Genomic DNA, 13758 nt, shown 5'->3' with positions numbered 1-13758 from the left:
ATCCCTCCCTCTCCCGTCACGGCCGCCGTCGAAGAAGGGGCCGGCGCCGTGCGCCGACCCCTCTTCCCTACGTGGCGTCAGATCTCGAACGATGCGGCGCCGCGCTGGTCCGCGGCGCGGTAGTCCGCGTTCGACTGGTGCACGGTCGTGCTCGTCTCCTGCAGCAGGTCCCGCATCTCCTGCATCGCGGTGTCCCACTTGGTCTTGGCGACCTGGTAGGACTGCTGGGCGTTACCGGTCCAGTCGCTGCGCAGCGGAGCGAGCTCCGACTCGAGGCGGTTGAGCCGGTCGTCGATCTTCTTGACCGAGTCGCTCAGGTCTTGGGCGGCCATGTCCAGGCCGGCGTGGTTGACGCGAAGTCCGTCGAGAGACATCTCATTCACTTCCTTGTCCGGTGTCCGGGTGCCCGGTCAGCCGAGGCGGCCGGCGACACGGCTGTAGTTGGAGGACTGCGCCTCGTCGGTGTTGACGTTGTCCTTCTCGGTCGACGTCAGCGACGCCTGGAACTCGTTGAGGGCGTTGGTGATCACGCGCTGCTTCTCGTTCCACGCCTGGTGGAGTGCGAAGAACGCGGTGCCGCCGGCACCGGCCCACTTGCCCTGTACGCCGGCGATCTGGCCCTCCAGCGTCTTGCTCAGGCTGTCGAAGTCCTGCTTGGCCTCGGCCACCAGGCCGGCGGCTCGGGTGAGTGTGCCCTCACCCTGTCCCATCTCTGCTGCGCCAGACATAGCGCCAACTCCTTCCCCCGTGGCGGCGTCAGGCCGCTCGAGACTGATTTCGTGCCGTGATGAAGATCAGCTCGGTCCGTGTTTCCGAGCCGGACAGACGTCGATTACCCGGGGCCTTGTGGGCTAAACCTGAATCCACAGCTCACGACCCGAGGTTCCACGTGCTGGCCATCTCCCACACGTCTCGGAACCATCCGGCCGACACGACCACGGACGCGACGACCAGTGCGCCGCAGAGTCCCTCGGCCACCTCGGCACGTCGCGACCACCATGCCGAGCGCCACCCCCGCCCGGTGGCGACGGCCACGATGACCAGCGCGACGCCCAGTAGCACGGCCCCGATCGTCAAGGCACGCACGGCCGCCTCGCCCGTCAGACCCAGCAGCGCGACCAGCAGCACCAGCCAGCAGCCGAGCCCCGCCGTACGTAGCAGGGCGCCTGCGCCGCGGTGGCGATAGCTGCGCGCCGCCAGCAGGAGGGCCGCTCCGGCGAAGCCGACCAGGCAGCGCGCACCGATCCGGTCCACCCGCAGGGTGGCGGTGGAGAGCAGCAACGGCGCGGAGACGACCGCGACGACGGCGACCGCGGCGGCGGCCGCGGTGAGCATGCGGGTGCCCTGGCCGGCGACGGCCGAGACGGCGCTGCGCGGGACGACGGAGCGACCACGCTTCCCGGTCGTCGGCTCGCGGGCCGACCACGCCGTGACGGCGAGACGCTCGAGATCGATCAGGAACTGGTCGGGTACGTCGACCACCAGGCCGGGCACGACCCGGGCCGCGAGGACGGCGAGCATCAGGAGGAGCGACCAGGTGAGCCGAGGCGGAGCACCCGCGAGAGTGCACAGCCACGTCAGGCCGAAGAGCAGGGAGCCGGCGACGATCCACACCTGGAGCGCCTCGTCGGCCTCGCGTCCGAGCGACCGGGCGACCGCGGCGCTCAGTGCGGCAACCAGCACACAGAGCCCGAGGATCATCGGCATCCGCTCGGCCTGCGAGTCCCACGCGATCGCGAGCGCAGCGGCGCCCGCGAACGCAGGGGCGGCGATCGCGCGTTGCCCGGCGTACCTGCCGACCGGAAGCACCCCGAGCACGCTCGCCGCCACCAGCACGACGACCGTGGCGAACCGGAGACGGTCCGTGCCGGACGTGGCGGCAAGCCAGCCGGCCGCCACCGCGCACGCGGCCGCGACGACGGCGACCACCGTCGCCGCCGTGTCAGTACGCCGGGGCGCTGGGTCCGGCTCCGCGGCCCGGTGTCTGCGACCCGCCGCCGGGATGACGTCGATCGTCGCGACCAGCACGTCGCCGGGCCGGACACCGGCCCGCGACAGCGGCAGGTCGGGCGGCAGCACCGCCCCCACCCTCGTGCACAGCACGGGGACCGTGGTGAGGCCGGCCTGCCGGGCGTAGACCTCCGCGACGTCGACGGCAGCCGCGCAGGAGGGCACGACCAGGTCGAGCACCCCGACCGGTCCGTGCACGCTCAACGCCAGGTCGGCGGCCGCGTTCGTCGTCACGTCGTCCACCTTCCCCAGCCATGGGAGGCGTCAACCGTGCCCAGGAGGGGTAGTTGCCCCGTGGACAGCTGGGCCGACGGGGGCTCGGCCGCTGGACTCGGCCACTAGAACTGGGGAAGCGCAGGAGGGAATGCGTTGACGACGACGCTGCGCGGCACGCGGATGGATGCGCCGGAGATGCCGACCGGACAGCTCGTGCTCCAGCCGCCACCGCAGATCGAGCCCAACGAGGGCGCCAGCGGCGTGCTGATGAACGCGATCCCGATGCTCGGCAGTCTCGGGTCGATCGTGCTGGTCGCCACCATGGGCAAGACCAACGGCGGCCGCGGCCTGATCGCCGCCGGCATGTTCCTCTTCGCGACGGTCGGCTTCATCATCGTCCAGCTCGACCGGCAGCGTAAGCAGCGGGCGCAGCAGGTGACCGGATCCCGCACGGAGTACCTCCGCTACCTCGCCAACGTCCGCAAGGTCGCCCGTGAGGCCGCCGACCAGCAGCGTCGGGCTCTCACCTGGCACCACCCCGATCCGGCCGCGCTGCCGGCCCTCGCCGACGAGCGGTCCCGCGTCTGGGAGCACGGGACGGCCGACCCCGGCTTCCTCCACGCGCGGTACGGCGTCTGCGCGCAGCCGCTCGCGCTCGAGCTGGTGCCACCCGAGAGCACGCCCATCGACCAGGTCGACCCGGCCGCGGCTTCGGCGCTGCACCGGCTCCTCGTCGTACACCGCCTGCAGCCGGACCTGCCGGCGTCGATCGACCTGCGCGCCTTCGACCGGGTCGAGGTCTGCGGGCCCGAGGAGCCGGCCCGCTCCCTCGCGCGGTCGCTGATCTGCTCGGCCACCGCCTTCCACGCCCCCGAGCACCTCGTCGTCGCCGTGCTCAGCTCGGAGCAGAACCTCGCCCACTGGGACTGGGTGAAGTGGCTCCCCCACGCCCAGAGCAGCCGGCAGTCCGACGCCGTCGGCCCGATGCGGATGGTGTCCACGTCACTGGCCGACCTCGCGGGGCTGCTTCCGGAGGACCTCGCCGACCGGCCGCGGTTCGGTGCCGCCGAGCGGCCGGCGACGCCCCACCTGCTGCTCGTGATCGACGGCGGCGAGCTGCCGCCCGGCAACCACGTCGTACCCCCCGACGGCCTGCACGGCGTCACCCTGATCGACTTGCCGACCCGGTGGGACGAGCTCGAGGACCCCACCCGGCTGCGCATCCAGTTCGACGACGACGGCCACCAGGACTCGCACGGCCGGCACCAGATCCACGCGCTGCGGCTGCGCGAGGAGCCGATCCGGGCCAAGGCGGACGCCTGCCCGATCGCGACCGCCGAGGCGTTCGCGCGTCGGCTCACTCCGCTGCACACCGTCGCCGGGGCCGTGGAGTCCGGCGGCGAGATCGCCGCCCCGACCGACTTCATGGAGCTGTTGGCACTCGGCGACGTGCACACGTTCGACCCGGCCCGGGCCTGGCGTCCGCGACCGGCCCGCGACCGGCTGCGCGTCCCGATCGGGCTCGGCGAGGGCGGCGCGGTCGTGCACCTCGACATCAAGGAGTCGGCCCAGCAGGGCATGGGCCCGCACGGTCTGGTCATCGGCGCGACCGGGTCCGGCAAGTCGGAGTTCCTGCGCACGCTGGTGCTGGGGCTCGCGATGACCCACTCCCCCGAGCAGCTCAACATGGTGCTGGTCGACTTCAAGGGCGGCGCCACGTTCGCCGGCATGACCACGATGCCGCACGTCTCGGCGGTGATCACCAACCTGGAGCAGGAGCTCACGCTGGTGGACCGCATGCAGGACGCCCTGTCCGGCGAGATGGTGCGCCGGCAGGAGCTGCTGCGCGACGCGGGCAACTTCGCCTCGATCCGCGACTACGAGAAGGCGCGGTCGTCCGGCGAGGACCTCACACCGATGCCGTCGCTCTTCGTCGTCGTCGACGAGTTCTCGGAGATGCTCTCGGCGAAGCCCGAGTTCATCGACCTCTTCGTCGCGATCGGCCGCCTCGGCCGCTCGCTCGGGCTGCACCTGCTGCTCGCCTCCCAACGTCTCGAGGAGGGGCGGCTTCGGGGTCTCGAGTCCCACCTCTCCTACCGGGTCGGGCTGCGCACGTTCAGCGCCACCGAGTCGCGCTCGGTGCTCGGCGTACCCGACGCCTACGAGCTGCCCGCCGACCCCGGCCTCGGCTACCTCAAGCCCGACCCGTCGACGATGCTGCGGTTCAAGTCGGCGTACGTCTCAGGCCCGCCGACGCAGGTGCAGGTACGCCGAGACGAGGGCGGCCACGTCCGCGGCATCCTGCCCTTCACGATCTCGGAGGTGCAGAACCTCGACCTGCCCGAGGCAGATGTGGAGCCGGTCGCCGTCGAGCCCGCAGCCGGCGACAGCGAGTCGCTCTTCGCGATCGCCGTACGCCACATGGAGGGACAGGGGACCCCGGCCCACCAGGTCTGGCTGCCGCCGCTGGACCGCCCCGACACTCTCGACGACCTGATGGCCGACCTCACCGCCGACGGCCGGCTCGGGCTGGTCTCCGGCGACTGGCGTCGGCTCGGCGGGCTCGTGGTGCCGCTCGGCACCGTCGACCGGCCGCGCGAGCAGCGCCGCGACACCCTCACCATCGACCTCAGCGGAGCCGGCGGCCATGTCGCGGTCGTCGGCGGCCCGCGGAGCGGCAAGAGCACCGCGCTCCGCACGATCGTCGCCAGCATGTCGCTGACGACGACACCGCTGGAGTCGCAGTTCTTCGTCCTCGACTTCGGTGGTGGCACGTTCTCGCCGTTCGTCAACCTGCCGCACGTAGCCGGCGTGGGCACGCGCGCCGAGCCCGACGTCGTACGCCGGATCTTCGCCGAGGTGCAGGGGATCGTCGACCGCCGCGAGGCCTACTTCCGGGCGAACGGGATCGACTCCATCGAGACCTACCGCGCCCGCCGGGCAGCCGGGCGGGCGGACGACGGGTACGGCGACGTGTTCCTCGTCGTCGACGGCTGGAGCACCCTGCGCGCGGACTTCGACGACCTCGAGGCCGAGATCCAGCAGCTCGCGACGCGGGGTCTGACCTTCGGCCTGCACGTCGTCGTCGGGGCCGCGCGCTGGGCCGACTTCCGAGCCGCGATGCGCGACCTCTTCGGCACCCGTCTCGAGCTACGGCTGGGCGACCCGATGGACTCCGAGATCGATCGCAAGGTGGCCGCGCTGGTGCCTGCCGGGCGACCGGGGCGCGGGCTGGTGCAGGGCAAGCTGCACTTCCTCGCGGCGCTGCCCCGGATCGACGGGGTCGGCGACGCCGACACGCTCGGCGACGGCGTCGAGAACCTGATCAAGCAGGTCAACGCCGCCTGGACCGGGCCGACCGGGCCGAAGCTCCGGCTGCTGCCGGAGCGGATCGCGCTCGACGACGTACGCGCCCTCGGAGCAGCGTCGGCAGGACCGCGCGAGCTGCTGCTCGGGATCAACGAGAAGGACCTCGGCCCGATCGGTCTCGACGTCGAGACCGAGCCGCACCTGCTGATCTTCGGTGACGGACAGTCCGGCAAGAGCGCCGTGCTGCGGGCGTACGCCCGGGAGATCATGCGGACCCGTACGCCGGCGGAGGCCCAGCTGGTGGTCGTCGACTACCGGCGCTCGCTGCTCGGCGAGGTGCCGGACGAGTACCTGCTCAACTACCTGACGTCCGTCACCCAGGCGCAGCCGGGGCTGACCGACCTCGCGACGTACCTCGAGGGCCGGATCCCCGGCCCCGACGTGACGCCCGAGCAGCTGCGCAACCGGTCGTGGTGGACAGGTGCCGAGGTGTACGTGCTGATCGACGACTACGACCTGGTCGCGACCCAGCAGGGCTCACCGGCGCACGCGCTGGCTCCGCTGCTGGCGCAGGCCCGCGACGTCGGGCTGCACGTCGTCGTGGCGCGCAGGTCGGGTGGCGCCTCGCGAGCGCTCTACGAGCCGGTCATCCAGTCACTGCGCGACCTGGCCATGCCGGGGCTCCTGCTCTCCGGCAGCCCCGACGAGGGGTTCCTGCTCGGCAACCAGAAGCCGCAGCCCGCCCCGCCCGGCCGTGGCCGCCTGATCTCGCGCGACCGCGGTGTCGAGGTCGTGCAGATGGCGTGGAGCGAGCCAAGCTTGTAGGTGCGGGCGGTGGGTGCGGCGGTGATCGCCGCTTCATCTGTTGCAGCCTCACCAACCGCCGTTTCATCAAGGGATGAAGGTGAACATGCACTCCCCACGGCGTGCAGGCCATGGGGAGTGCCGGTCGGCCTTCATCCCTTGATGAAACGGCAAGCACCCCGGACCACCAGCAACCAGCCGCCGGCACGTCCTCGCTCACACATGGGTGTGCTCGCCCGGACCCTTGACCTTGGTGCCGGGCAGGTCGGCGAGGTTGTAGGTCACCTCGAACGTACGGCGGTAGCCGGTGTGGGCGACCCGCCAGCCCTCCGGCGTACGCACGTAGCGGTCGGAGTAGAAGGCTGCGCCCTCGAGCATGAACTGGAAGGCCGGGACGATGACCTTGTCCTGGAGGTACCACCGGGCGGTCGCGGTGTCGCCCTCGACCGCGATCTCGGGGTGATGGACCTGGTGCATGGTCAGCATGCCCTCGCCGAGGTTCTCCTTCATGTAGGAGACCAGCGCGTCCCGGTTGTCGAAGATCAGACCGTTGTAGTCGCCGGTCGTCTCGGGGATGAAGCAGTCGGCGAACTCGTCCCACTGCTTGGTGTCCAGGGTGCGGAGATAGCGGTACTTCAGCTGGCTGATCGCGGTGATGTCGTCCACAAAACTAGAACGTATTCCAGTTGTGCCCGCGAGCACAGCCGAACGTTTGACCTGCTTGTAACGCGGGGTCAACCTCCCGGCGATGTGAACGATCCAACCTTGTCCTCAGAAGGCCGTCCCCTCCACCGGCGGCCGAACAAACGAACTGATCAACACACCTGATCCGGAGGCACCGATGGACGAGCAGATCACCCCCGAAGTCCCGATCGACCGCGTTGCCGAGCAGCGCGCCCTGCTGCGGATGCGCCACTCGGCCGCACTCACCAGCCTGATGGTGGAGCGGAGGGACCTGCGCGGCGTACACGCCCTGGCCGACACCATCGACGACGCGATCCGCTGGACGGCCTGAGCCCGACTCCCGCACCGCCGGAGCCCGCCTGCAGACGGCGGGCTCCGGCGGCGGCACCGCTCCAGCCCTGGCGTCGTCGTTATAGTCGCGACGTGATCTTCAAGCGTGTGGGCGTCGGGAAGCCCTACCCGGACCACGGGCTGTCGTCCCGGGGCTGGGCCGCTGTGCCGCCCCGCCAGATCCGGCTCGACCAGCTGGTCACCACCAAGGACACCCTCCAGCTCGCCGCCCTCCTCGACGAGGACTCGACTTTCTACGGCGACCTCTTCGCGCACGTCGTCGAGTGGCAGGGCGAGTACTACCTGGAGGATGGGCTCCACCGCGCGCTCCGCGCCGCCCTGCAACAGCGCAACATCCTGCACGCCCGGGTGCACACGATGGAGGGCTGATGACCCAGGCCATGCGGACGACGATCACCCTCGTGGCGCTGGGCGCGCTGCTGATGATCGCGGCCGCGTGGGGCTGGCACGCCACGATGAAGCCGCTTCCGGCCAAGGTCGACAGCCCGATCTGCGTCGACACCCCGATCGCAGCCGGCAGCAAGGTCTATCCCCAGCAGGTCACCGTGAGCGTCTACAACGCCAGCCAGCGCGAAGGCCTCGCCGGCCGGACCATGCAGCTGCTGAAGGACGCCGGCTTCGCCGCGGGTCAGGCCGGCAACGCGGCGTCCGCCAAGGTGGACGACGTCGAGATCTGGACCCCCACCCCCGAGAGCCCCGACGTCCAGCTGCTCGCCACCTACTTCGGCGACGACGTCAAGGTCGAGCGTCGCGACGGACCGGGCGTCGGGGTCACGGTCATCGTCGGGGACAGGTTCCGTGACCTGTCGGAGGGGCAGCGCTCCTTCGTCGCCGAGGACGACGCCGAGATCTGCAGCCCGCCGGTCACCTGACGCTCAGTGCGTACGCCGCTCGCGCTCACCGAGCCACTGGGCGAGCCGCCCGTGCGCACTCACCTGGCGCAACCTCTCCTCGGTCTTCTCCCGCAGCTTGCGAGGTGTGACCACCAGCAGGTCGTCGCCGTGCCGCAGCACGGTGCGGTGCTCGGGGATGATCGTCCGGCCGTCGCGGATCACCATCGACACCGACGACCCCTGCGGGAGCCGCAGCTCGCCGACCTCGACGCCGTGCATCTGCGACACCGGGCTGATGGTCACCTGGAGCAGGTCGGCGGCGATGCGTTCGAGGGGCGCGGCCTCGACCTCGAGCCCGCGCGGCTCCGAGGGTCGGGCCACCTTGAGCACGCGGGCGACGTGCGGCAGCGTCGGCCCGGTCAGCAGGGTGTAGATCACCACCATCACGAAGACGATGTCGAAGAGCCGCTCCGACTGGTCGATCCCCTCGGCCAGCGGGATCGTCATCAGCACGATCGGCACGGCGCCGCGCAGCCCGGCCCAGGAGATGAAGCCGAGCTCGCGCCACGGCATCGGCTGCACGACCGCGCTGAACAACACTGAGAGCGGGCGGGCGATGAAGGTCAGGATGAGGCCGGCGAGCACGGCGAGCCCGACGGTCTCCCACGAGATCCGGCCTGGCGAGAGGAGCAGCCCGAGCATCACGAACAGCCCGATCTGCGCAAGCCAAGCGACGCCTTCGGCGAAGGAGCGGGTGGCCGCCCGGTGCGGCAGCTCCATGTTGCCGAGCACCAGGGCCGACACGTAGACGGCGGCGAACCCGGACGCGTGGATCGACGTCGCGACGCCGTACCCCAGGAACGCGAGCGAGAGCACGGCCAGCGGGTAGAGACCGGACGACGGCAGCGCCGCTCGGCGCATCAGCCAGGCGCCGCCGAAGCCGGCGGCCAGACCGATCGCGGTGCCCGCCGCCAGCTCGTAGCTGATGATGCCGAAGAGAGCCAGCGGCCCGTGCTCGTCGACGGCGCCGGAGGCCACGAGCGTCACGAGCACGACCGTCGGCGCATCGTTGAGGCCCGACTCCGCCTCGAGTGACCCGGTGAGCTTCTTGGGCAGGGGCACGACCCGCAGCACCGAGAAGACGGCCGCGGCGTCGGTCGGCGAGGTCACCGCGCCGAGCAGCAGGGCCAGCTCCCACGGGAGTCCGAGCACGAAGTGGGCGCCGATCGCGACGACCGTCACCGACACCGCCACGCCGATGGTCGCCAACGAGATGCCGAGCCGGATCGAGGACCGCATCTCGCGCCAGCTGGTCGTGAGACCACCCTCGGCGAGGATGATCGCGAGTGCGGCGAACCCCAGTGCGTGCGCCAGCTCGGCGTCCTCGAACTCGATGCCGAGACCCTGCTCGCCCAGGGCAACGCCCATCAGCAGGTAGATCAGCAGGCTGGGGAGCCCGGCGCGCGACGAGAGCCGGACCGCGAGGATCGCCAGCAGCGTGACGGCGGACCCCACGAGCACGAACGTGTCGAGCTCGTGGACGTCGAAAGACACAGGTCACCTCGGCGTTCGTCGGGGCGGCGGAGACGCAGTCTATCGGTGCGGATGCCAGGTGCCGCCGCCGCCGACATCAGGTGGTCGGCGTGTACCCCGGACGGCCCGACGCGTCCCACTTCTCCCAGAACGAGGTGAACTCCTCACCGAGGAACGGGTCACCTCCGGTCATCGCGATCCCCCCGCGACGTACGGTCCAGTCCCACGGCGCGAGGTCCAGGGCGACGGCCAGCTGCCGCCTGGCAGCGTCGGTGCGCCCGGCCCGCTGGTGGTGGCCTGCGATCCGCCGGTGGGCCAGCGCCAGCAGCTCGTCGTCGGTCCGCTCCGGAGCCTCGGCGCTGGTGCACTCGGGCAGTACGCCGTCGCGCACCCAGGCGCGGAGCAGGTCGTGGTGCTGCTCCGCGTCGATCTGGGTGAACTCGGCGAACTGGTTGTCCCCCGGCGCGATCGTGGGCGGCTTGACGATGTTGTCGTCCTCGTCGACCCACACCACCGACGGGACGTTGGTGATCCCGAACCGCTCGGCGGTGACGTGGGCCGAGTCGATCGCGACGGGGTACGACGGGGACGCCGCCTCGATCCACGGCCGGGCATCCTCCGGATCGGCGTCGAGCGCGACCGAGAAGAGCTTCACGCCCGCATCGGCGAGCTCGTCCTGGAGCGCCTGCCAGCCGCCGAGCTCGTGCCGGCAGCCGCACCACGACGCCCAGGTGACCAGGACCCGCTTACTGCCGGAGAGGTCACCGAAGGAGAGGGGGTTGCCGTCGACGTCGGCGAGGTCGAGCGCCGGCGCCTTGCCGGACATCGCTGCCATCCGGTGCCACCCGGCCGACGGCATCAGCGAGGAGATGTCATGGTCGGCGTCGTGGGCGACCAGCAGCCCCAGCGCGGCCGCCCAGGCGTCGAGGTCGATCAGCCCAGGGTCCGCGGGCGAGGTGACGTTGCGACCGAAGAGCGGCACGCACACGTCGTCCTTGCACAATCCGGCGCTTCGGAGCTTCCAGCCGGTGGCCGCAGTGAGCGCATCGGCCTCGGCGTACCCCGCCCAGGTCGGGATCTCGTGCATGCGTCCGTCCGCGTCTATGAGCGTGAGCACACCCGACAGCATCCCACGCAACTGGAACTTGTTCTAGATTTGGGTCATGAGCTCACCCGGCACCGCGATCCCCGATGTCCTCCCCGCCTCCGCTCTGCCGGAGGATGCCGAGCGATACGACGTCGTCGTGGTCGGCTTCGGCATCGCCGGCGGCTGCGCTGCCCTCGAGGCCGCCCGGGCCGGTTCGCGCGTGCTGCTGCTGGAGCGCGCGGCCGTGCACGGCGGCACGTCATCGATGTCCGGCGGCCACTTCTACCTCGGCGGCGGCACGGCGGTGCAGGTCGCGACCGGGCACGAGGACTCGGCCGACGAGATGTACAAGTACCTCGTCGCCGTCTCCAAGGAGCCCGAGCACGACAAGATCCGCGTGTACTGCGACGAGTCGGTCGAGCACTTCGACTGGCTGGAGGCGCTGGGATTCGAGTTCGAGCGCTCCTACTACCCGGAGAAGGCGGTGATCCAGCCCGGCACCCAGGGGCTGATGTTCACCGGCAACGAGAAGGTCTGGCCTTATCGGGAGCAGGCGGTGCCCGCCCCGCGGGGACATAAAGTGCCGGTGCCCGGCGACACAGAGGGCACCAAGATGGTGATGGACCTGCTCCGCGCGCGGGTCGAGGAGGCCGGGGTCGAGGTCCGCTACGAGACCGGCGCGACCAACCTGGTGGTGTCCGCCGACGGGGCCGTGGTCGGTCTGGGCTGGCGGTCCTTCGACGAGCACGGCGCGATCGCCGCGTCGGCCGTGGTAGTCGCCGCCGGTGGCTTCGTGATGAACCCGGACATGGTCGCGGCGTACACGCCCTCGCTTGCGGAGAAGCCGTTCACGCTCGGCTCGACGTACGACGACGGCCTCGGCATCCGCCTCGGCGCGTCGGCCGGCGCCGAGCTCAAGCACATGGAGGAGCCGTTCATCACGGCGCCGTTCTACCCGCCGTCGGCCCTGATGACCGGGTTCATCGTGAACGCGCAGGGCGAGCGGTTCGTGAGCGAGGACTGCTACCACTCGCGGACCTCGCAGTTCGTGATGGAGCAGTCGGACCACACGGCGTACCTCATCGTCGACAGCGAGCACGTGGAGTACCCGAAGTTCCCGCTGGTGCCGCTGATCGACGGCTTCGAGACGATCGCGGAGCTCGAGTCTGCGCTGTCCCTGCCTGAGGGGTCGGTCGCGGCGACGCTGGAGCGCTACAACAAGATGGCGGCCGCTGGCGAAGACCTCGACTTCCACAAGGGCGCCGAGTGGCTGGCGCCGCAGGGCACCGGACCGTGGGCGGTCTTCGACCTGCGGCTCGGCAAGGCGATCTACGCCGGCTTCACGCTCGGGGGCATCCGGGTGTCGGTCGACGGTGAGGCGCAGCGGGCGGACGGATCCGTGATCCCGGGCCTGTACGCCGCCGGCGCCTGCGCGTCGAACCTCGCCCAGGACGGCAAGGGCTACTGCTCCGGCACCCAGCTGGGTGAGGGGTCGTTCTTCGGGCGGAGAGCTGGAAGGCACGCCGCTGCCCAACTCGGGTAGCCCCACCGTTGGTCGAGCAGGGAGGCGCGCCAGCGCCGAGCGTCGTCGAGACCCCCGCACCCCGACCGCCTGTCTTAGCTCCGGGGGTCTCGACAAGCTCGACCACCGGACAGGCGCCGTACCCTCGCTCCATGACCGACCGCTTCCAGGTGGCGTCACGCGCCAACGTGCCGCCGTTCCACGTGATGGACCTGCTGGCGGCGTCGGCGGCACGACAGCGCACCCACGGCGACATGATCAACCTGCTGGCCGGGCAGCCGATGACGGGGGCGCCGGGGCCGGTACGCGAGGAGGCGAAGCGGCTGCTCGACTCGGGTGACCCGCTGGGCTACACACCGGCGGCCGGCATCCTCGAGCTCCGCGAGGCGATCGCCCGGCACCACAAGCGCGCGCACGGGATCGAGGTCACAGCCGCCCAGGTCGTGGTGACGACCGGGAGCAGCGGTGGCTTCCTGCTGGCGTTCCTGGCGGCGTTCGAGGTCGGCGACCGGGTGGCGATGGCCCGCCCGGGCTACCCCTGCTACCGCAACGTCCTCACGGCGCTCGGCTGTGAGGTGGTCGAGATCCCGACCGGCCCCGAGACCCGCTTCCAGCCGACCGTGGAGCAACTCGCAGAGCTGGACGACATCAAGGGGCTCGTGGTCGCCAGCCCGGCCAACCCCACCGGCACGATGCTGCTGCCGAGCGAGCTGGCCGCGCTCGCGGCGTACTGCGAGCAGCAGCAGATCCAGCTGATCTCCGACGAGATCTACCACGGCATCGAGTACGCCCCACTCTCGAACGGTGGAGCGCATATCGCCCGCAGCTCCTGGGAGACCAGCCGCGAGGCGGTCGTCTTCTCGAGCTTCTCCAAGTACTTCTCCATGACCGGCTGGCGGATCGGCTGGATGCTGGTCCCCGAGCGGCTGCAACGCGCGGTCGACGTGCTCACGGGCAACTTCACGATCTGTCCGCCGGTGATCGCGCAGCGCGCCTGCCTCGCTGCCTTCGACGACGCGTCGTACGCCGAGCTCGACGGCCACGTCGCGCGGTACGCCGACAACCGCCGGATCCTGCTCGAGGGGCTGCCCAGGCTCGGCATCACCGAGCTCGCGCCGGCCGACGGCGCGTTCTACGTGTACGCCGACGTCGGCCACCTCACCGATGACACGATGGCGTTCGCCCACCACCTGTTGAGCACCGCCGGCGTCGCCGTCGCCCCCGGCATCGACTTCGACACCGTCGACGGCGGACGGTTCATCCGGCTCAGCTTCGCCGGCCCGGGCAGCGAGATCGAGGACGCTCTCGAGCGGCTCTCCACAGCCCTCGATCGCTGAGGTTTCTCCACAGCCGGGCACCGGCGAGCCTCTCCGTGGCGACCCGGACGGGTCGCGACGAAGGGGGACCAC

The 13758-nt window shown here is 70.9% G+C and carries 12 protein-coding genes; 6 read left to right on the top strand and 6 right to left on the bottom strand.

What is annotated here, in order from left to right; genetic code table 11:
• Positions 1-77 precede the first annotated feature (77 nt).
• From ABEA33_RS02055 to ABEA33_RS02045, 3 genes are all read right to left on the bottom strand, one after another.
• On the bottom strand, positions 78-374 hold the full coding sequence (locus tag ABEA33_RS02055) for a WXG100 family type VII secretion target (RefSeq protein ID WP_345524877.1): 297 nt from the start codon (positions 372-374) through the stop codon (positions 78-80).
• 36 nt (positions 375-410) lie between these two features.
• Complete coding sequence (locus ABEA33_RS02050) at positions 411-728, bottom strand: WXG100 family type VII secretion target (protein WP_345524876.1); 318 nt, start codon at positions 726-728, stop codon at positions 411-413.
• 142 nt (positions 729-870) lie between these two features.
• Positions 871-2244, bottom strand: coding sequence for a ubiquitin family protein (locus tag ABEA33_RS02045; protein WP_345524875.1), 1374 nt, complete (start codon positions 2242-2244; stop codon positions 871-873).
• A 135-nt stretch (positions 2245-2379) separates the two neighbouring features.
• Here ABEA33_RS02045 and eccCa point away from each other — a divergent pair, with 135 nt between their 5' ends.
• Positions 2380-6360, top strand: a complete 3981-nt coding sequence (gene eccCa / locus ABEA33_RS02040) for a type VII secretion protein EccCa (protein ID WP_345524874.1) — start codon at positions 2380-2382, stop codon at positions 6358-6360.
• 195 nt (positions 6361-6555) lie between these two features.
• Here eccCa and ABEA33_RS02035 read toward each other — a convergent pair whose 3' ends face one another.
• Positions 6556-7005 (bottom strand): nuclear transport factor 2 family protein, encoded by a 450-nt coding sequence (locus tag ABEA33_RS02035; protein WP_345524872.1) that lies wholly within the window; start codon positions 7003-7005, stop codon positions 6556-6558.
• Positions 7006-7180: 175 nt separating this feature from the next.
• Here ABEA33_RS02035 and ABEA33_RS02030 point away from each other — a divergent pair, with 175 nt between their 5' ends.
• The 3 genes from ABEA33_RS02030 (at position 7181) to ABEA33_RS02020 (ending at position 8246) form a co-directional block, all read left to right on the top strand.
• Complete coding sequence (locus ABEA33_RS02030) at positions 7181-7354, top strand: hypothetical protein (protein ID WP_345524870.1); 174 nt, start codon at positions 7181-7183, stop codon at positions 7352-7354.
• A 92-nt stretch (positions 7355-7446) separates the two neighbouring features.
• Positions 7447-7743, top strand: coding sequence for a type II toxin-antitoxin system VapB family antitoxin (locus ABEA33_RS02025; RefSeq protein ID WP_345524869.1), 297 nt, complete (start codon positions 7447-7449; stop codon positions 7741-7743).
• A complete protein-coding gene (locus ABEA33_RS02020) occupies positions 7743-8246 on the top strand; it encodes a LytR C-terminal domain-containing protein (protein ID WP_345524868.1) in 504 nt (167 codons plus the stop codon). The genes ABEA33_RS02025 and ABEA33_RS02020 overlap by 1 nt, the downstream gene beginning before the upstream one ends.
• Before the next feature lie 3 nt (positions 8247-8249).
• On the opposite strand, the gene ABEA33_RS02015 is transcribed toward ABEA33_RS02020, so the two are convergent.
• Both ABEA33_RS02015 and ABEA33_RS02010 read right to left on the bottom strand, forming a co-directional pair.
• Complete coding sequence (locus ABEA33_RS02015; RefSeq protein ID WP_345524866.1) at positions 8250-9761, bottom strand: potassium/proton antiporter; 1512 nt, start codon at positions 9759-9761, stop codon at positions 8250-8252.
• A 76-nt stretch (positions 9762-9837) separates the two neighbouring features.
• Positions 9838-10869, bottom strand: a complete 1032-nt coding sequence (locus ABEA33_RS02010) for a redoxin domain-containing protein (RefSeq protein WP_345524865.1) — start codon at positions 10867-10869, stop codon at positions 9838-9840.
• 34 nt (positions 10870-10903) lie between these two features.
• Here ABEA33_RS02010 and ABEA33_RS02005 point away from each other — a divergent pair, with 34 nt between their 5' ends.
• Both ABEA33_RS02005 and ABEA33_RS02000 read left to right on the top strand, forming a co-directional pair.
• Positions 10904-12370 carry an FAD-binding protein gene (locus ABEA33_RS02005; protein ID WP_345524864.1) on the top strand — a complete coding sequence of 489 codons (1467 nt, stop codon included), beginning with the start codon at positions 10904-10906 and terminating at the stop codon, positions 12368-12370.
• A gap of 131 nt (positions 12371-12501) precedes the next feature.
• Positions 12502-13686 (top strand): pyridoxal phosphate-dependent aminotransferase, encoded by a 1185-nt coding sequence (locus ABEA33_RS02000; RefSeq protein ID WP_345524863.1) that lies wholly within the window; start codon positions 12502-12504, stop codon positions 13684-13686.
• Positions 13687-13758 lie beyond the last annotated feature (72 nt).

This window comes from Nocardioides endophyticus, assembly GCF_039543845.1.
Classification (GTDB): domain Bacteria; phylum Actinomycetota; class Actinomycetes; order Propionibacteriales; family Nocardioidaceae; genus Nocardioides; species Nocardioides endophyticus.
This window is presented reverse-complemented; position numbering and strand designations above follow the sequence as displayed.